The sequence below is a fragment of the Rhodococcus ruber genome (assembly GCF_016804345.1).
GTDB classification, from domain to species: domain Bacteria; phylum Actinomycetota; class Actinomycetes; order Mycobacteriales; family Mycobacteriaceae; genus Rhodococcus; species Rhodococcus ruber.
The window spans coordinates 4073307-4092116 of record NZ_CP044211.1; the positions used below are offsets into that span (position 1 = coordinate 4073307).

Here is an 18810-nt window from a genome sequence, read left to right on the forward strand (position 1 = left end):
GTCGCAAAAAGTACGTCAATGCACGAGAGCAGGCGTCCGGTAGCGAATTCTCTACCGGCGCCTGCTCTCGTGGTCGAACAGGTGCCGAGGCTGACGAGGTCAGCGTCGGCGGCACATCAGCGCTTGGAGTACTGCGGTGCCTTACGGGCCTTCTTCAGGCCGTACTTCTTGCGCTCGGTGGCACGCGGGTCACGCGTGAGGAAGCCGGCACGCTTGAGCGCGGGACGGTCCTCGGCGGTGACCTCGATCAGCGCGCGGGCGATCGCCAGGCGCAGGGCGCCTGCCTGACCCGACGGGCCGCCGCCGTGCAGGCGGGCGTGCACGTCGAACTGCTCGGTGCGCTCGACCGTGACCAGCGGCGACTTGACGAGCTGCTGGTGCACCTTGTTCGGGAAGTAGTCCTCGATGGTGCGGCCGTTGAGCACGAACTTGCCGGTGCCGGGCACGAGGCGGACGCGGACGACGGCCTCCTTACGGCGGCCGACGGTCTGCACCGGGCGGTCGAACACGATCGGCGCAGGAGCGACAGCGGCCTCCTCGGCCACGTACTCGTCCGCGGCGACCTCGACGTTCTCGGTGTCGGTGTACTCGTCGCTGTAGTTCTCGTTCACGTTCTCGGTCACTGCGCCACCTGCTTGATTTCGAACGGCACCGGCTGCTGCGCGGTGTGCGGGTGGTTCGGGCCCGCGTAGACCTTCAGCTTCTTCGCGATCGCGCGACCGAGCTTGTTCTTCGGGAGCATGCCGGTTACGGCCTTCTCCACCAGACGGTCCGGGTTCTTCTCCAGAACCTCACCGACGGTGCGGGAACGGAGGCCGCCCGGGTAGCCGGAGTGGTTGTACAGGAGCTTGTCCTGCTTCTTGTTGCCGGAGACGGCAACCTTGTCCGCGTTGATGATGACGACGAAGTCGCCACCGTCCACGTGGGGGGCAAAAGTGGGCTTGTGCTTGCCGCGGAGCAGGTTCGCCGCCTGCACCGCGAGGCGGCCGAGCACCACGTCGGTGGCGTCGATGACGTGCCACTGGTGGGTCACGTCGCCGGCCTTCGGTGTGTACGTAGACACAGATCTTCCTCGTCTATCGTGTCGCTGCTGGCCCGCGCGTCGTCGATGATCACCCTCGGCGGCCAGTTGGGACCCGAGAAGCGACGTTCGCCGCGCACGAAGCAACGACGACGTACGACACGCCAACGGGACACGATACCGGGGACGTGTCCGCCCGGTCAAAACAGCACTCGACCCGTTCGACACAGCATCCAGCCCGTTCGACACAGCACCCGGCCCGTTCGACACAGCACCCGGCCCGTTCGACACAGCACCCGGCCCGTTCGACACAGCACGACGTCCCGGCGGCCTCTCCACCACCGGGACGTCGCTCGTCACCCGGGTCGTCTCAGGCCTGCCACCTCCGTGCCAGCTCGGATTCGACGCTGCGCATCTCGTCGTTGCCCCGCGCCACGGCGACGGCGATCTGGTCGAGCAGCAGGTTCAGGTCGGCGGACGCCCGATCCCACTTCTGCTGGGTGACGTGGTACTCGGACCGGGCCTGCCCGTCCCAGGTCTGCACCAGCGGTTCGACCTGGGATCTGATCCGGTCGAGCGTGTCGTTCATGCCGCGCTGCAGCCCGACGACGCGCGCATGCAGGTCGTCGATGCCACCGAAGTCCTGCCGGATCACATCGGGTCCACTCATTCGTTCTCCTCGGGTCGGGTCGTGCGGACGGAATCGGGTCCGGTCGGTGCCGGACCTTCGGGGTCAGTAGGTGCCGTGGAGGCTGTCGCCGAGGACGTTCAGCGACTGCGCCTGGGCCTCGACGGTGCCCTCGTACGCCCGGCCGTTGGTGCGGATGCCGGCGACGATCGCGGCCAGCGCCTCGTTGAGCTGAAGGGCACTGCGGTCCCATCGCGACATCACGTCGGTGAACGCCATTCCCGACCGGCCCTGCCACACGTCCGGCGACGACGAGACCGTGGTACGCAGCGCCCCGAGCAGTTGTTCGAGCTCTCCGTGGGAGTCCTCGATCTGCCGCGCCGCCGTCTCCATGGTCGCGACGTCGGTCGCCACCCGATTCGAACTGCCCTGCCCTGGTTGCGTCACGCCTGTCTCCTCTGCAGTTCCGCGTTCCGTGTCCCTTCGGACCCCCGTGGCCGAAGCGGTTCGCGCCTACACCGATTGGACGCAGTGCCGGGCCGTCAGGTTCCCTTCTCGGCGAACGAGGCGATCCGCTACGCGACCGTCACCGTGTGCACGGCCTGCTCGCATTCGTTCTTGATGCCCGACCATTCGCCGGTGAGGAATTGGCATCCGACCGCGACCTGGATGCCGGACTCGACCACGACGAACCAGCGCACGAGCGAGAAGTCGTCCGGCGCCTCCACATAGGCGATCACCGGACGGTCCGCGAAGGTGGTGTCGGCGTCGAGGTCGCGGATCACCTCGCCTCGTTCGGCCGCGCGGCGGGCCAGCACCTCCCCCACGCCGGCCAAGTCCAGATGACGACGAAGAATGCTGTGCACCAGCACTATTCGGCGATCACTCCCGCCCACCGGGACGAGTTCGGCACGGTCGGCACGGGCCGGGCCACGAAGCGCCCACCCCTCCGGCAGCTCCAGCCGGACGGGCCCGAGCACGTGCCGCACCGAAGGAGCCCTCGGCGTGGGAGATCTCGTCCCCGGGGTCACGCCGCCCGCGTCGCCCGCGGCGGGATCGTTCACGATTTCCTCGTGCAGGTCCGCACGGTGCCCGGAAGTCCACACCAGGCCGACAGCTGCCACGGCTGCCACGGCGGCCACGACTGCGACGACTGCGACGACGGCAACGCCCCGACGCATCCGGCCGACCGGCCGGGACGCCGGCTCGGTGTGCAGCCAGCGCGGTGCCGCCGCCGCGTCCGCCGGCGGCTCGGGGCCGGGATCCGGCACCGCGGCCAGCATCTCGGACGCTGCGACCGGTAGCACCCGAATGCCACGGCCGAGCCGCTCGGCGATGCGCTCGCACAGCGGCATTCCGGGTGGCTCGCCCGGACTGCCCGTCACGAGGACGACGTCCGGATCGACGGACCCACACACGTTCCGTATCAGCTCGTCGAGCCGGCGGGCCCCGGCCGGAGAGTCCAGCAGCCCCTCGTCCAGGTCGGAATCCCGGGCGAGCCGGTCGACCTCGCCGTCGGGGGTGGTCAGCGCCGTCGTCGTCACACCGGCGCCGTCGACCTCCACGACCGCGTACCGCTCGCCGTCGCCCGGCGGCGCGGTGCGGCGCGCGGCGACCGCGGCGGTCACGAGGACGGCGTGCCGCGCGACCTGCCGCGCGGCCGTGTGCAGCTGCGCTCGACGACGTTCGCCCCACTCGGTGGGATGCACCACCGTCACGGTGTCGAGATCGTCCGGTGCCCCTGCCGTCGCCGCCGCGTACCCGAGCAGGGCGGCCGGGTGCGCATCGTCGTCCGAACGGGGCTCGGGCGCCGCGGCGGGAATCGTCACGGTCCGATCGGCCCACCGTGCGTGGATCCGTCCCGGGACGACCTGCATATGCAGCGTGCGGACGTCGCTCATTGCGGGGGCAGCCAGGCCGTCTGCACGAGCGTCTCCCCGTCGCGCTGCACGAGGGTGCCCCGCCCGGGCGGCATCGGACGCGGACGCGCGGTACCCACGAGTGCACCCTCCTCGCGGTTGCCGCTCATCACGAGACCGGCCGACGACAGTTCCCGCAGCCGCGCGATGACCGGTTCGAAGAGTGCCCGCCCGGCCCCTCCGGAGCGGCGTGCCAGGACCAGGTGCAGCCCGACGTCCTTGGCCTGGGGCAGGTATTCGAGCAGGGGCGTCAGCGGCGACTGGCTCGCGGCGGAGACGAGGTCGTAGTCGTCGACGACGACGAAGACCTCGGGTCCCGACCACCAGGAGCGTTCCCGCAGCTGCTGCTGGGTGACGTCGGGACCGGGCATCCGCCGCTCGAACACCGCCGCTAGGTCGCGGGACATCGCCGACAACGTCACGGCGGACGGTGCGTATCCGCCGAGGTGGTCCCCCTCCACGACGCCGAGCAGGGTGCGCCGGTAGTCCCCGACGATGATGCGGGCCTGCGCCCCCGTGCGGGACTCCATGAGGCTGCGGCAGATGCCGCGGAGCACCGTCGTCTTCCCGCAGCCCGAATCGCCGAAGACGAGCAGGTGAGGCTGTTCGGCGAAGTCGATCCCCACGGGGGCCAGTTCGGCCTCGTCGATGCCGAGCGGCACGAACAGCCGCCGTTCCCCGGCCGCGCCGCCGCCGGCGGCCCACCGGTCGCCGAGGGCGGCCAGGACGTCGGCGCGATCGACGAGGTCGGGCAGCATCCGGACGACCGGGGCGGGGCGACCCGGTGCGGCCGCGGCGACGGCGGCCACGGCGTCCGCCAGTCCCGCGGCGAGATCGACGGTCTCGGAGCTGCCGTCGACCCGCGGCAGCGCGGCCAGTACGTGCAGCCCGTCACGGTCGATGCCCCGGCCCGGCCGGCCCTCGGGTACCGCCGCCGCCTTCTTACGGCCGTACTCGGAGTCGGCGGGATCACCGAGGCGCAGCTCGAGACGGGTCCCGAGGTGGTCCCGCATCGCCGGTCGCACGTCACCCCAGCGCGGCGCGGTGAGCACCACGTGGATGCCGAAGGACAGCCCCTGGGCGGCCAGCACCGCGACCTGCGGCTCCAGGGCCTCGAAGTCCTGCCGGATGCTGGGCCAGCCGTCGATCACGAGGAACACGTCGCCGAAGGCGTCCACGTCCGCACCCGGCCCGCCGCCGGCCCGGCGACGGCGCAACTCGGCCATCGATTCGAGGCCGAGTTCGCCGAATCGGCCCTCCCGGCGCCGCAGCAGGGCGGTCAGCTCGGCGATCGTCCGGCGGACGCGGTCGGCGTCCAGCCGGTTGGCGACCGAGCCGACGTGCGGGAGGCCGGCGAGGCCGGCCAGCGCCCCGCCGCCGAAGTCCAGACAGTAGAACTGCACCTGTTCGGACGTGTGCGTCATCGCCATCGACAGGACGAGGCTGCGGAGCATCGTCGACTTGCCGGAGCGCGGTCCTCCGACGACGACCACGTTGCCGGCCGAGCCGGAGAGGTCCACCACCAGCGGATCCCGCCGTTGCTCGAAGGGGCGGTCCACGATGCCGATCGGCGTGCGCAGGATGCTCCGCGGCAGCACGTCACCGGTCAGCAACGACCGGGGAAGGAGCCGGTCCAGGCTCGGCGCCGCATCGAGAGGCGGCAGCCAGACCTCGTGCGCGGGTGCGCCGTGGCCGCGGACCTGCGCGACGAGGACATCGAGCACGGAGCGGCTTTCCTCGGCAGGGAGGGGATCGTCGCCGGGCTCGACCGGCTCGGGAACGGGTTCGGGCTGCGCCAGGGGCACTTCCGCGGTGGTGAACAGCCGCGGCCGGGCGGCTGCAGTGCCGTGCCGGGTCACCGACCGGTCCGAGCGGCGACGCTCGTAGGGCCCCGACACGTAGGCGGCAGCGAACCGCACGATCTCCGCCGAGTCGCACTTGAGGTATCCGGCTCCCGGCGAGGGCGGCAGGTGGTAGGCGTCGGGGACGCCGAGAACACTTCGGGATTCGTTGGCCGAGAAGGTTTTCAGTCCAATGCGGTACGACAGATGACTGTCGAGTCCGCGTAACCGGCCCTCGTCGATTCGCTGACTGGCGAGCAGCAGATGCATGTGCAGGGACCGCCCCAGCCGGCCGATCGCGGCGAACAGGTCCGCGAAGTCCGGCTGCTGCGTGAGCAACTCCGAGAACTCGTCCACGACGACGACCAGCGCCGGCAACGGTGCCAGCGCTGCACCGCCGGCGCGGGCGCGTTCGTAGTCGCCCACGTTCGCGAAGTTACCTGCCGCACGCAGAAGCTCCTGCCTGCGGTTCATCTCGCCCTCGAGGGCATCCTTCATCCGATCGACCATGGCCAGCTCGTCGGCGAGATTGGTGATCACCGCCGCGACGTGCGGCGCCGACTCGAGTCCGAGAAAGGTTGCGCCGCCCTTGAAGTCGACGAGAACGAGATTCAGCGACTCGGGGGCGTGCGTCGCGATCAGACCCAGTACCAGGGTTCGCAACAGCTCCGATTTTCCCGAGCCGGTGGCGCCGATGCACAATCCGTGCGGGCCCATGCCACCCTCGGCGGCCTCCTTCAGGTCCAGTTCGACCGGTGTGCCGTCGGTTCCGATTCCGATCGGGACCCGCAACCGGTTGCGCCCCCGCCGCGGCGACCATGCCCGGCCGGGGTCGAACTGTGCGACGTCGCCGAGCCCGAGCAGCTCCTCCCACCGGTCCGGCCGATTCTCACCGGCACCGGACTCGGCGGCCCGGTGGGTGGCTCGGTACGGCGCCAGTCGCCGCGCCGCCGTCTGTGCCTGCGCCACGCTTGCTCCGTCCGGCACCGCGAAGGTCTCCACCCGCTCGCCGGCGCGGGCACCCAGGCGTCCCGGACCGACGACGAGTTCGAGTCCGCGGGAGGCCGCCGCGACGGGCATCGACGCGCACAGGTCCAGGATCGTGACGGAGTCGAGTCCGTCGTCGAGGATCCCCGAACCCGAGCCGTGTACGCCCCCGTCGATCACGATCACCAGTTGGGGCACACCGTCGACCGGGGCCGCGTTGCGGGCGAATCGCCCGCGCCCCGTCAGGCGGTCGGCGAATGCGGCCTCGAGATCGCGGACCGACCCGAACACGGCGCGGGCGCTACCCGCCCCGTCGACGATCTCGTGGTTCTGCACGTGCGGCAGCCACTTGACCCAGTCCCACTCGTCAGCCGTGTCCGGCCCGCACACGACGGCGATTCGCAGGACCTCCGTGCTGTGGAAGGTGCACAGTTGCAGGAGCATCGCGCGTACCAGATCGCGTGCCGTGCGGCGGTCGCCGCCGAACGACACGGCCGCGAACCCGCGCAGCGACACCGCGGTCGGCAGAGCCGGCACGACCGAGTGCGCGCGCACGAACCGCCGCAGCGACACGGCTGCCACCGGTTCGAGGTCCTCGACGGGACCGGTGTCGGGAGCGATCAGCCGGGTCGCGAGACGTTGGCCGCTGAGCCCGACCCGGACGTGGCAGAAGTCGGCGTCGGTGCCGCCACGTTCCCACATGCGTACCGTCCCCGCGAGCGTCCACAGCACGGCCGGGTCGGGATGCGTCCATTCGAGGGCGCGCCGCTGCCGGTCCGCGGTGTCGTGGACCTCCCGCCGGAGACCGTCGAGATACCGCAGGTAGTCCTTTCGATCCTCGTCCGCCTCCGCCGCTTTCGCTCCGCCTCCGCGGCTGCCCGCGAACATGCCGACCATCGAGACGACCATCATGAGCGGGAAGACGAGCGACATCGGGCTCCGCGCCGCCCCGGAACCGAACATCAGCGCCACCATGCCGATCATCGCCGCGACCATCACGACCGGCAGCAACTTCGCCAGGAGATTGCCCGGCGTCGAGCGCGGAATCTCCGGCGGGGCCTGCATTCCCACCTCGCCCACCGGTACGCGCGGCACCTCGCGCCGCGGCCTGCGCACGAACCGCACTGTCCCCACGAACCGCACTGTGCTCACGAACCCACCCCCACCGCCCCACCACGGCAGCCGTCCTCGCGACGGCCGTCCCCCCACGGTCGACGAAGGGTAACGCACACCGGATGGATCGGCATGCAGGCGGACGCGACGGCGTCTGCGCGAGGCGATGTCGTATCGTCTCCGCGAGGTCCGGGCGGGCGAGCGAGCCCGTCCGGACCGAAGCACGGTCGGGGGACGACGGGGGGATGGACGATGACGGCTGCGCATACCGAACCGGGGCGGATCGACCCACCCGAACTCTGCCGGGTGACCGTGCTGGCACGGCACACACAGGTCGATCTCGCCCTGCCCGGCGACGTGCCCGTCGCCTTGATCGTGCCCGGCGTCGTCGACCTCGTCGCGAGTCACCGCGCCGTCAACGACTTCGACCCCTCCGTCGAGCGGGTCGAGCCCGAAGCATGGGCGCTGGCCCGCCTCGGTTCGTCGCGGCTCGCGGCGGCACTGAGTCTGCACGAGCAGGGCGTCCGCGACGGCGATCTGCTCGTGCTCGAGGACGCGTCGACACCGGCGCCACCCCCGCTGTTCGACGACGTGACCCACAGCGTCGCGACCGCCGACGAGGCCGGGACGGGCCGCTGGTCGCCGGGCGCGGCGGCGACGGTCGCGGCAGCGGTCACCCTGTCCGCGACGGCGGTCGGTGCGGGGGCTCTGCTGCGCCTTTCCGCGCCGGAGGGACGGCTTGCCGCCGGGGCCGGCTGCGGCGCACTCGCCGTCCTGCTCCTGCTCGCCGGGATCCTGCTCGGCCGGGCCCGCGACGACCGTCGCCCCGTGGCGCTGCTGTGCGCCTGCGCGGTGCCGGCCGCCTTCGTCACCGGAATCCTCGTGGTGCCGGGGGCCTTCGGACCGGCACACTCGATGCTCGGTGCGGTCCTGTCGGGGGCCGCGGCAACCCTGGTCCTGGTCTCGGCCGACGTCGGACGGGTGCCCTTCACCGCGGTTGCCGCCGTCGCCGCGGTGGCGGCGGCCGCCTTCCTCGTCGCCACCTCGGGAATCCCCGCGTCCGCGGTCGGAGCCGGAGTCGTCGTCACGGCGATGCTGACCGTGACGTTCGCTCCCCGGCTCGCCATGAAGCTCGCCGACCTGCCGCTGCCCCCGGTACCCGGCCCCGGCGCGGGAGCACCCCGGATCGAGGACGGAGAGGACGGCCCGGACGGCGAGGACCGGTCCCTGCCCGATCGGGGCGAGCTCGCGGCGGCCGCCGCGCGGGCACGCGACCACCTCACCGGTCTCGTCGGTGCGGGAGCCGTTCTGACCGTCGCCGGTGCGTGGTGCGCGGCAGCCCCGCTGTCCGGGGACGACCCCGTCGGACCGGGCACCGCCCTGGCGCTCGCCGCTGCGGCGGTGATCATGCTGCGGGGCCGCACTTATACCGACGCGCGCCAGGCGACGCTGCTGGTGGCAGGCGGCGCATCCGTGCCGGTAGCCCTGCTCGCCGCGGCCGCGATCAGCGGATCCGTGCCGCCCGTCGCGGTCTTCGCCCTCGCCGCGGGCGTCGCGGCCGCAGCGCTGGTGTTCGGCGTGGCCGCCCCGCGTCGCTCGTTCACTCCGGTGCAGCGGCGCGCCGCCGAGCTCGTCGAGTACGCGACGATCGCGACGGTCCTGCCGCTGGCCTGCTGGGTCACGGGGCTCTACGCCGCCGTCCGCGGGATCTGACGTGGCCCGCGGGGCACGTCTCTTCCTCGTCGCTCTGGTGCTGACGACCTCGTCCTTCGGCACGGCCCCGTTCGCCGGGGCGCAGCCCCCGCCCGCCGATGCCGGGAGCCTGCCTCCCCCCGCGGCGCCCGGCCCCGTCGACGACACCGCGCAACGTTCGCCGTGCACCACCGTCGCCACCGTCGACGACACCGCCTCGATCCCGGAACCGCAACGCCTCCTGGATTTTCCGGCCGTGTGGCCGTTGACACGCGGCGCGGGCCAGCTCGTGGCGGTGATCGACACCGGAGTGGGCCGGAACGCCAGGCTGCCCGGGCTGGTCCCCGGTGGGGACTACGTCTCCTCGGGCGACGGGACGCAGGACTGCGACGCCCACGGGACCCTGGTGGCGGGACTCGTCGCGGCCCGCCCGGTCGCCGGGTCGGGATTCGCCGGCGACGCCCCGGACGCGCGGATCCTCACCGTGCGCCAGTCCAGCCGCCACTTCTCGGCGCACCGGCCGGACGCCGACGACCAGGATGCGCGCACGTCACCCGGCTACGGCAACGTGCGCACGATGGCGATGGCGGTGCGCCACGCCGCGGATCGCGGCGCCACCGTCATCAACATCTCCGAGGTCGCCTGCGCTCCGGCCGCAGAAGGGATCGACGACCCCGAACTCGGGGCGGCGGTGCGGTACGCGACGGAGGTGAAGGACGCCGTCGTCGTCGCCGCCGCCGGGAATGTGGAGGAGCGCTGCCGGGGGTCGAATCCGCACGGACTCGATCCGCTCCGCCCGGGCGAGGATCCCTGGCGTGCGGTCACGACCGTGGCCTCGCCGGCCTGGTACGACGACTACGTACTGACGGTCGGTTCGGTCGAGCCCGACGGCTCACCGTCGAGCTTCAGCCTGCCGGGACCGTGGGTGGATGTCGCCGCACCCGGCAGCGGTGTGGTCTCCCTGCATCCCACCGCGGACGGCCTCGTCGACGCCTATCGGGGAGCACAGGGCCCGATTCCGTTGTCGGGCACCAGTTTCGCGGCGCCACTCGTATCCGCGACCGTCGCGCTGGTACGGGCACGATTTCCGCATCTCGATGCCCGCGCCGTCGCGCTGCGGATCGAGGCCACGGCGCACGCGCCGGCCGAGGGCTGGAATCCGCGGGTGGGACACGGCGTCATCGACCCGTTCGCGGCGGTGACCGCCCCGTGGACGGAAGAGCGTCCGCAGGTGCCCCGTTCGGTGGCCGTCGCATCCCCGGCACCACCGGCGCCGACGGATCAACGGCCCCGGAACGTCGCGGTCGTCGCGGCGACTGTGGTGCTCGTGATCGTGGGAGCGACAGCGTCGCTGCGACGCCGGCGTCAGCTGCCGGCGCCGACCGGCGCCGGGTCCGGATCGGGTGCGACGCCGTCGTGAGCGACGAGCGCCTCCGCCCGCCCGAGCGCCGGTCCCGGCGCGAACAATTCGACGATCTGCCACGGCGCGGGCACGGGTTCGGAGAATCCCAGGGCGGTCGCGGCGTCCGCGTCGACGATGCCGTACCGCACGCCGGTGTCGGCGACGTAGAAGAGGGCGCCGCGCCGCGCACTGTCCGGCGCGACGGAGGTGGTCTGCACGAACGCGCCGCGGCCGGGCGCGAGGTACGCGCTGTCGGCCTCGGGCCCGCCACCGTCCGCCTGAGCCAGGGACACCGGCACCGCCCCCTCGGGTAGCGGCAGTGCCGAGCCTGCCGACACCTCGACGACGGACCGCGACTGTCCGTCCGCGGCGGCCTCCGGGGTCCACGTCAGGCATCCGACGGGGCGGTCGCCGGCATCGACGACCGTGGGCACGGTCGTGGGGAAGGTGTCCACGTCGAGACCCCGCACGGCCGGCGCGTCCCGTAGCAGATCCGGCGGGACGGCAGGGATCTCCGCGGCGCCCTGCGAATCGGTGAAGTGGACGATCTGTGCCGTCGCCTCGGACACCTCCTGCACACCGTCGCGCAGCACGACGTAGAACTTCTTCCCGTCCGGCACTGCGACGCGGACCACCGAACCGACGGTCAGCGAGCCGATCGGATAGCGGGGCTCGTCGCCGGCGCCGGGGATCCGCGGAGCCTCGAGCCGCGGCACCTCCGGGATGGCGGCGAGCAGGGCCGGACCGACGGGACGCGCCATGCCGGCATCGAGGCCGAGAACGCGGGTGAGCGCGCGGTCCGACAGGTCGACTTCGGCGCGCGATCCGCGGTACACCAGATGGTGCCTGCCGTCGGCCGCGACGAGCAGGGCCTCGTCGTCGGTGAGCGGTCGTGCGCGGTCGCCGTAGGCGGGCTCCCCGGCGGCGACAATTGTGGTGACCGAGCGGCTTCCGTCGGAGGCCACGGTGTCGCACACCGTCCACGACAGCGGTTCCGCGACGTGTGCCAGCGCCGACGGCGCACCGGGGATGCCGACGAGGGAACCCCGTGGGCGCGTCTCGAATTCCTCGTCGGCGACGACGGTGGGCTCGTCGGGCCGCCCGAGCACCAGGCGGGCGGAGGCCAGGTTGAGCACCGGATGGAAGGTGCCGTCGATCGCGACCAGCATCGCGCCGGATTCGCGACCCACCACGATGGTGGCATCGCCGATCTTGTCCTGCGGGCGGAACAGGGCGAGTGCGGCGCAGCCCGCGAGTCCGACACAGGCGAGGACGGCACCCACCGCCAGCGCGCGTGACTGCGACCGCATCGGGTCGTGGATCATCCGCACGTCCCGCCGCACCAGTGCATGCTCCATGCGGCGCACCAGAAACCGGTAGCCGTTGACCTGCCAGCGCGTGGTCGGCTGCGCTCCCATCGATCCTCCCCCGTACGACGCCCCCTCCGCCGCAACACAGTACAGTTCCGGCGGGGAACATCGGGGGGACCGGGCCGTCGCTCGGGGGGGAACGGGGGAATCGTCGTGCAGCATGGGGTTTTCCGGCGGCCACGGCGCCGCTCCGCGGCCGGGGTCGTGCGGGCGCAGTGTGCAGCGCTGATCGGGTGGACGATCGCGGCGGCCGCCGGCGCCCCGCTTCCCGCTTCGGTGGTCGTGGCGGCGCTGGCCGCGGTGTCGGTGGTGGTCCCGGTCCGGGGGCGCGACGCCGTCGACTGGTCGCGGGAATGGTGGCGATTCCGGAACCGTCCGATCCGTACTGCCCCGGTGATCGTCGACGTCGCCGCGGCCGGCGACGGACCGGTCGGGGTGTGCTGGGACGGCTCGGCCGTCGTCGCGGTCGTGGAGCTGGTGCCGACGGGCGGCGACCTCACCCGGCTGACACGCGACCGGGCAGATCCACTGCGCCGGCTTCCGCTGGCGGCGATCGCCGCGTGCCTCTCGCGGCACGACGTCGAACTCGACGGGATCGACGTCGTCGCGCACGGCCGCCGGGCGTGCGACGAGACCGTGGCCGGCGAGGCATACGGGAGCCTGGTCGGTCCGCTGCCCGCCGCCGCGACCCGCACGGTGTGGCTCGCGCTGCGGTTCGACGCCCTCGCCTGCCCGGCCGCGGTGGCGCGCCGGGGCGGCGGGGCCGAGGGCGCGGCACGCGCCGTGAGCATCGCGGCGCGCCGGGTCGTGCGGGCGTTGGCGGAACAGCACCACGCCGCGCGGATCCTCGACGCGGGAGAGATCACCCGGGCGGTGGAGTCCGTCACCGGATGCGCGGATCCGCTGCTGCTCGAGGAGGATCGCGACGCGGTACGGCTTCCCGGCGGTCTCAGCCGGGCCTCGGTCGTCGAACCGGGTCACCTCGACCGGGCGACCTTGACCCGCGTCTGGTCGGAGCCGCTGTCGTCGGCGACGATCACGGTGCGCCTGCGACCCGGCACCGAGCCCGGAACCGTGCGGGTGGGGGCGGTGCTGCGCGGAACGAGCCGGTCCCCCGAGCCGAGCCGCCGGACGCCGGGCACTCGGCGGTTGTGGAGTCGCGAACTGGACGGGTTGCTGGCGTCGACGCCGACGGCCGCGGCGGGGCTCGAGGATCTGGTCCCCCTGCGCACCGTGCAGCTCGGCGACGCCGACGCCCTGACCCTGCCGGTGACAGGATGCGGGCAGGTGGTCGGGGCGGACGAGTCCGGAGCGGCCGTGTCAGCTCGCGTGACCGGCCGGGGCGTGCGCACCGTCTACGTCGCCGGGGAGCTGTACCTGGCGCAGCAGCTGGTGTTCCGGTCGGTCGCGATCGGCGCGCGGGTGGCGATCCACACCGATCGCGCCTCGGCCTGGCGCCCCCTGCTCGCCGCCGCGGGACCGGACCGGTTGCGCCTCGGTGGCGACGAGCGGGGTTTCGACACGATCGTGTACGACGGTGTGCGCCCGGCGGCGGTTCCCGCCGGGGCGACCGCGATCCACGTGCACGTGGATCCGGATCGGTGGCCGCGTGAGCGCCCGGACGTGTCGATCCTGCAGCCCGGAGCGGCCGGGGATCGGGTGGTGCTCACGGCTGGGGGCCGCCGGGTGTCGTTGTCGCTGGTGAGTGTCGGCGCCGAAGCCGCGTTCCTCGGTCGTCCGCGCGCGGGTGGGCGCAGCCGGGTTCCTCAGCCCGGGTAGGGTTCGGCGCTCTGTCCGGCGCGCACGGTCCGTGCCCACCAGGCGAGCTGGGTCAGCATCCGCTGGGCCGCATCGGCGGCGGCGCCGTCGGTGGTGGTGCCGTCGGCGGCGAAGGCGTGCTTGACGCGGTGGAAGCTGACCGATTCGCGCACGGGAACCATGTGCACCTCGACGACGACCTGCCGGAGTTGTTCGACGGCGCGCAGACCGCCGGAGAGCCCGCCGTAGGAGACGAATCCGACCGGCTTGGTGCGCCATTCGTGTTTGACGGTGTCGAGGGCGGTCTTCAGTGCGGCCGGATATCCGTGGTTGTACTCGGAGGTGACGACCGCGAACGCGTCGGCCGCACCGATGCGCCGGGTGAACGCCTCGGCCTCCCGGCCGCCGGACAGATCCTGCGGCAGCGGGGTGTCGGCGAGGTCGAGCACGCCGACGTCGAACTCGCGGCGTTGCCGCGCGGCGGCGGCGAACCAGTCGGCGACGACGGGCGCGATCCGCCCGGCCCGCACGCTGGCGACGACGATCTCGAGACGAATCGGGGCTTCGGCGTCCATGGGCCGATGGTAGGCGGGTCAGGCGGTGAGGCCGTGGGTGAGCAGGGCGGCGAGTTCGCGGTAGGCCTGGGCGTCCGGCAGGCCGGTGGCCTCGGCGACGTGGCGCTGCTGGATGCGGACCATGACGGCGGCGACGACGTCGGCGACGAACGCGGCGTGCACGTCGCGCAGTTCCCCGGTGGCGACTCCGGCGGCGATGAGGTCGCGGACGCGTTCGGCGGCGAGCCGGGTGTTGCGCTCGTAGACCTCACGGGCGGCGGGGGCGGCAGCCATGTCCTCCATGAACTGCGCCGAGGCGGGTTCGAGTTGCCGGCCGACGGCCTCGAGGTAGCCGCGGATGCGGTCGACGGCGCCGCTGCGGCCGTCGAGCTCGGCTTCGACGCGCTCGGTCGCGCCGCGGAAGAAGTGCACGGTGGCGGCGCGGACGAGGCGGTCCTTGCTCTCGGCGAGGGCGTACAGGGTCGACTTGGAGCAGTGCAGGCGGGCGGCGATGTCGTCGAGGGTGAAGCGGGCGAAGCCCTCGGCGAGAAACAGCGCGACGAGCTGGTCGAACAGTTGCGCCTGCCGCGCCGTGCCGCGCCGGGTTCCCGCTCTTGTCATACTGCAGATAGTACTGCAGTATCGTTCTCAGTACTATTTTCCGAGCGAGGAGTCACCGTGCCCGTCGAGCGCCTGCTGCCCACCCCCGAGGCCTACGACCTCATCGAGCTGACCCGCGACGTCGCGGACAAGGTTCTCGCGCCGCGGGTCGTCGAACACGAGCGCAACGAGACGTTCCCCGAGGGCGTGTTCCCCGCCCTCGGCGCGGCGGGACTGCTGAGCCTGCCGTACCCGGAGGAGTTCGGCGGCGGGAATCAGCCGTACGAGGTGTACCTGCAGGTGCTCGAGGAGCTCGGCGCCCGCTGGGCGGCCGTCGCGGTCGCGGTGAGTGTGCACGGCCTGTCGTGCTTCGCGCTGGCCACCCACGGCACCGAGGAGCAGAAGGCCCGGTGGTTGCCCGCCATGCTCGGCGGCGAGACGATCGGCGCCTACAGCCTGTCCGAGCCGCAGGCCGGGTCCGATGCCGCGGCCCTGACCTGCCGCGCGACAGCCGTGGACGGCGGCTACCGGATCTCCGGATCGAAGGCGTGGATCACCAACGGCGGCAAGGCGGACTTCTACACGCTGTTCGCCCGGACCTCCGACGCCGGCTCGAAGGGCATCTCCTGCTTCCTCGTGCCCGCCGGAACCGAGGGCCTGAGCTTCGGCAAGCCCGAGGAGAAGATGGGCTTGCATGCCATCCCCACCACGACCGCCCACTACGACGATGCGTTCGTCCCCGAGGAGCGCCGCATCGGGGCCGAGGGGCAGGGCCTGCCGATCGCGTTCAGCGCCCTCGATTCGGGTCGCCTCGGGATCGCGGCCGTCGCGGTGGGTCTCGCGCAGGCCGCGCTCGACGAGGCCACCGCCTACGCCAAGGAGCGCAAGGCGTTCGGCAAGAAGATCATCGACCATCAGGGCCTCGGATTCGTCCTGGCCGACATGGCCGCGGCGGTGGACTCGGCCCGCGCCACCTACATCGACGCCGCGCGCCGCAAGGACGCCGGTCTGCCCTACTCGCGGCAGGCGTCGGTCGCCAAGCTCGTCGCGACCGACGCGGCGATGAAGGTGACCACCGACGCCGTGCAGGTGCTCGGCGGCTACGGCTACACCCGGGACTTTCCCGTCGAGCGCTTCATGCGGGACGCGAAGATCACCCAGATCTTCGAGGGGACGAACCAGATCCAGCGGCTGGTCATCGCGCGGCACCTGGCGGGCTGACGGTGTGAACTCCCGGCCGCGCCGGGGTGTGAACTCCCGGCCGCGCCGGGGTGTGAACTCCCGGCCGCGCCGGGGTGTGAACTCCCGGCCGCGTCGGGTGTCGAAGGCCCGGTCGAGCCGGGGCGCGGGCCCGCAGCGGTGCCGGGGCGCGCGGCCGTCCTCCCCGGCGGCACGCGCACCCCGGCACTGCCGGGATAACTCGTGCCGCGGAATCTGAAACATCCTCCTGTCAGATTTCGCGAACCGCCTGCTACCGTGCGCCGGTGGACAGACATCGTCGACGGGGTCGCAGAGCCGTGGACCGAGTGGAGAGGGCGGCCGACGCCGCGGAGACGGTGGCGACACTCGCCGAGCTCGGCGTCCTGTTCCTGCGGGTCCTGACGCTGCCGTTCCGCGCGCTCGCGGCGCTGCTCCGGATGATCGCGGACTGACCTCGGAACCCTCGCCGTGCCCCGGTATCCTGCGTCACATTTTCTGGGCAAAGCGGACATCCTGTACTTAGATCTTGGTTGGACGTACGTCCAGGATTTGTCCATCGACATCGGAGGTAATCCCCATGCTGCTCGGCTCGCTCGGCTCCCTGGTCGACCACGTGCTCTCCTTCCTCAGCTGGCTGATCTGAGAGAAGCCTCGACGCGCGTAGCGAAAGGGGCGAGGTCACCCGACCTCGCCCCTTGCCGTTTCCGTCGCTCGTGCCGGACCGCGCTACGCGCCGATCGCCTCGGCGAGAATCGGCCAGGACTCGTGCAGCGCATCCTGCCAGTATCCCCACGAGTGCGTGCCCTCTGCCGCTGTGCTGAAGGTCGCCTCGATCCCGAGTTCGTCGAAGGTCCGTCGCAGCCGCTCGGTGCACTGTGCCGTGGCCGCCTCGATGGATCCGAGGACGAGTAGGTCGACCGGATCCACCTGCCCGCCCAGGGCCGCCTCGTGCGGACCCGGCAGGCCACCGCCGGAGGAGATGTACAGCGTCGTCCCGCGCAACTTCTCCGCGTTCAGCGCCGCGTCGTTGGCGATCCACCCCGGCCCGCCGATCGGGCCCCACATGTTCTCGACCTCGCCGCCCCCGATCGTGACGACGGCTTCGACGTAGCTGCGCCCAGGATCGCTGCTCGTCTGCGCGCACCCGCTGTAGGACGCCACCGCCTCGTACAGTCCCGGCGACTGCTGCGCGAGGGCCAGCACCGAACTGCCCGACATCGACATCCCCGCCACGGCGTTGCGACCGTCGGCGCCCAGTGCCGCGTCCACGACCGGCGGCAGTTCCGACGTCAGGAACGTCGCCCACCGGTGCCGGCCGAGCTTCGGGTCGTCACGGACCCAGTCCGTGTAGTACGAGAAGGCCCCGCCCACCGGGGTGACGACGTTGACGTTCTTGCCGTCGAAGAACTCGCGGACGTCCGTCTGCTCCCGCCAGTTCGCGGCGTCCTCGCCCCCACCCGCTCCGTTGAGCAGGTAGAAGGTCGGCCGGGCAGCGGAAGTGTCGGCGGGCCGGATCACCTCGACCGGGATCACCCGGTCCATGGACGGCGAGTACACGTGCAACACCCAGTCGCGCGCGGTTCGCTCCTCCACGTGATCGACGTAGGCCCCGGCCGGAGCCGGCTCGGCGGCCGCCGGTGCCGTCAGCAGGGACGCCGCGGCGAGCAGGGCCGCCGCGACCGTCGCGCCTCGCCGCCGGATCGCGGGCAGGTCGAGCACTGTGCCTCCCTCTCACATGCCGATCCCCCGGCCGGGCCGGCCGGGGGACGTGCTCGTCGGAACATATCACCGGCGGGTTCGGCCGCGGGTCAGCAGCAGCCGGGACCGACGGGCCCACGTACCTCGCGGGTGGCCGCGTTGCGTGCCGCGAGTTCGTCGTCGGGGGGATAGTCGACGCCGACGAGGCTGAGTCCGTGCGCCGGAGCCACGGCCACGGCCGCGGCGCGCTGCCGTTCGTCGAGCAGCGCGGTCGTCCACTCGACACTGCGCCGCCCCTCCCCTACCGCGAGGACCGCCCCGACGAGGCTGCGCACCATCGACCAGCAGAACGCGTCCGCGCTCACGTGCGCGGTGAGGATGTCCCCTGTGCGCGTCCAGTCGAAGCGTTGCAGTTCGCGGACCGTCGTCGCACCGTCGCGCCGCTTGCAGAAGGCGGCGAAGTCGTGCAGGCCCAGCAGCGACCGCGAGGCGGCACGCATGGCGTCGACGTCCACCGGTTTGGGCCAGGCGACGGTGTCGCGGGCCCGCAGCGGCTCGGCGCCGTAGACGGCGGTGGTGAGCCGGTACTCGTAGTGCCGGCGGACCGCCGAGAAACGGGCGTCGAAGTGGGGCGGGGCGACGGAGATGCCGGTGACGCGGACGTCGCGCGGCAGGAACCGCGCGAGCCGTCGCACCAGGCGGGCGAGGTCGTCCGGAAGGGTAGCGGTGGGGACGTCGACGTGCGCGACCTGACCGGACGCGTGCACCCCGGCGTCGGTCCGCCCGGCGACCGTGAGCTGGACCGGAGTGCGTACGACCGCCCCGAGCTTCTCTTCGATCTCCCCGCACACCGTCCGTCGTCCGGGCTGCCGTGCCCAGCCGGAGAAGTCGGTGCCGTCGTAGGCGATGTCGAGCCGCAGCCGGGTGCTGTCCTCACCGGCGGCGGACGGGTTCTCGAAAGCAACGGGCCCGCCGCCCCGGTGGGGGGCGACGGGCTCGTTCGCTTCAGCGGATGCCGAAACCAAGT

The 18810-nt window shown here is 72.4% G+C and carries 16 protein-coding genes; 5 read left to right on the plus strand and 11 right to left on the minus strand.

Annotation, left to right across the window (positions count from 1 at the left end; all coding sequences use genetic code 11):
• Positions 1-116: 116 nt before the first annotated feature.
• From rpsI to eccCa, 6 genes are all read right to left on the minus strand, one after another.
• A complete protein-coding gene (rpsI, locus tag F1734_RS18880; RefSeq protein WP_003938048.1) occupies positions 117-623 on the minus strand; it encodes a 30S ribosomal protein S9 in 507 nt (168 codons plus the stop codon).
• Positions 620-1063, minus strand: coding sequence for a 50S ribosomal protein L13 (gene rplM, locus F1734_RS18885; protein WP_010595582.1), 444 nt, complete (start codon positions 1061-1063; stop codon positions 620-622). The genes rpsI and rplM overlap by 4 nt, the downstream gene beginning before the upstream one ends.
• A gap of 328 nt (positions 1064-1391) precedes the next feature.
• Positions 1392-1691: a WXG100 family type VII secretion target gene (locus F1734_RS18890; RefSeq protein ID WP_225223062.1), complete on the minus strand. Its 300-nt coding sequence runs from the start codon at positions 1689-1691 to the stop codon at positions 1392-1394.
• 63 nt (positions 1692-1754) lie between these two features.
• Positions 1755-2096, minus strand: a complete 342-nt coding sequence (locus F1734_RS18895) for a WXG100 family type VII secretion target (RefSeq protein ID WP_228287068.1) — start codon at positions 2094-2096, stop codon at positions 1755-1757.
• Between the two features lie 128 nt (positions 2097-2224).
• Complete coding sequence (locus tag F1734_RS18900; RefSeq protein ID WP_010595584.1) at positions 2225-3550, minus strand: type VII secretion-associated protein; 1326 nt, start codon at positions 3548-3550, stop codon at positions 2225-2227.
• On the minus strand, positions 3547-7530 hold the full coding sequence (eccCa, locus tag F1734_RS18905; RefSeq protein ID WP_124259049.1) for a type VII secretion protein EccCa: 3984 nt from the start codon (positions 7528-7530) through the stop codon (positions 3547-3549). The genes F1734_RS18900 and eccCa overlap by 4 nt, the downstream gene beginning before the upstream one ends.
• A 231-nt stretch (positions 7531-7761) precedes the next feature.
• Between eccCa and eccD the strand changes: the two genes are divergently transcribed.
• On the plus strand, positions 7762-9222 hold the full coding sequence (gene eccD, locus F1734_RS18910) for a type VII secretion integral membrane protein EccD (protein ID WP_048773474.1): 1461 nt from the start codon (positions 7762-7764) through the stop codon (positions 9220-9222).
• A 1-nt stretch (position 9223) separates the two neighbouring features.
• The gene (mycP, locus tag F1734_RS18915) at positions 9224-10621 is read left to right on the plus strand and encodes a type VII secretion-associated serine protease mycosin (RefSeq protein ID WP_203010895.1); all 1398 of its coding nucleotides are present in this window, start codon (positions 9224-9226) and stop codon (positions 10619-10621) included.
• Here mycP and eccB read toward each other — a convergent pair.
• On the minus strand, positions 10567-12021 hold the full coding sequence (eccB, locus tag F1734_RS18920; RefSeq protein ID WP_064066058.1) for a type VII secretion protein EccB: 1455 nt from the start codon (positions 12019-12021) through the stop codon (positions 10567-10569). The genes mycP and eccB overlap by 55 nt on opposite strands.
• 105 nt (positions 12022-12126) lie before the next feature.
• Here eccB and eccE point away from each other — a divergent pair, with 105 nt between their 5' ends.
• Positions 12127-13752, plus strand: coding sequence for a type VII secretion protein EccE (gene eccE, locus F1734_RS18925; RefSeq protein WP_040272353.1), 1626 nt, complete (start codon positions 12127-12129; stop codon positions 13750-13752).
• On the opposite strand, the gene F1734_RS18930 is transcribed toward eccE, so the two are convergent.
• Entirely contained in the window at positions 13740-14306 is a 567-nt protein-coding gene (locus F1734_RS18930) for an NADPH-dependent FMN reductase (RefSeq protein WP_040272351.1), read from the minus strand. The genes eccE and F1734_RS18930 overlap by 13 nt on opposite strands.
• A gap of 18 nt (positions 14307-14324) precedes the next feature.
• The gene (locus tag F1734_RS18935) at positions 14325-14906 is read right to left on the minus strand and encodes a TetR/AcrR family transcriptional regulator (RefSeq protein WP_010595592.1); all 582 of its coding nucleotides are present in this window, start codon (positions 14904-14906) and stop codon (positions 14325-14327) included.
• Between the two features lie 57 nt (positions 14907-14963).
• Between F1734_RS18935 and F1734_RS18940 the strand changes: the two genes are divergently transcribed.
• Positions 14964-16106, plus strand: a complete 1143-nt coding sequence (locus F1734_RS18940) for an acyl-CoA dehydrogenase family protein (RefSeq protein WP_048773479.1) — start codon at positions 14964-14966, stop codon at positions 16104-16106.
• Between the two features lie 296 nt (positions 16107-16402).
• Positions 16403-16537, plus strand: coding sequence for a hypothetical protein (locus F1734_RS26460; protein WP_263623492.1), 135 nt, complete (start codon positions 16403-16405; stop codon positions 16535-16537).
• A gap of 274 nt (positions 16538-16811) precedes the next feature.
• Here the strand turns inward: F1734_RS26460 and F1734_RS18945 are convergent, their stop codons facing one another.
• Positions 16812-17804 carry an alpha/beta hydrolase gene (locus tag F1734_RS18945; protein ID WP_017679667.1) on the minus strand — a complete coding sequence of 331 codons (993 nt, stop codon included), beginning with the start codon at positions 17802-17804 and terminating at the stop codon, positions 16812-16814.
• Positions 17805-17893: 89 nt separating this feature from the next.
• Positions 17894-18808 (minus strand): tRNA pseudouridine(38-40) synthase TruA, encoded by a 915-nt coding sequence (gene truA, locus F1734_RS18950; RefSeq protein ID WP_010595595.1) that lies wholly within the window; start codon positions 18806-18808, stop codon positions 17894-17896.
• Positions 18809-18810 lie beyond the last annotated feature (2 nt).

Excerpts from the sequence above, each read along its gene's own strand:
- F1734_RS18935 (WP_010595592.1), bottom strand. The coding sequence starts at position 14,906 with ATGACAAGAGCGGGAACCCGGCGCGGCACGGCGCGGCAGGCGCAACTG.
- eccD (WP_048773474.1), top strand. The coding sequence starts at position 7,762 with ATGACGGCTGCGCATACCGAACCGGGGCGGATCGACCCACCCGAACTC.
- eccB (WP_064066058.1), bottom strand. The coding sequence starts at position 12,021 with ATGGGAGCGCAGCCGACCACGCGCTGGCAGGTCAACGGCTACCGGTTT.
- F1734_RS18930 (WP_040272351.1), bottom strand. The coding sequence starts at position 14,306 with ATGGACGCCGAAGCCCCGATTCGTCTCGAGATCGTCGTCGCCAGCGTG.
- F1734_RS18900 (WP_010595584.1), bottom strand. The coding sequence starts at position 3,550 with ATGAGCGACGTCCGCACGCTGCATATGCAGGTCGTCCCGGGACGGATC.
- F1734_RS18890 (WP_225223062.1), bottom strand. The coding sequence starts at position 1,691 with ATGAGTGGACCCGATGTGATCCGGCAGGACTTCGGTGGCATCGACGAC.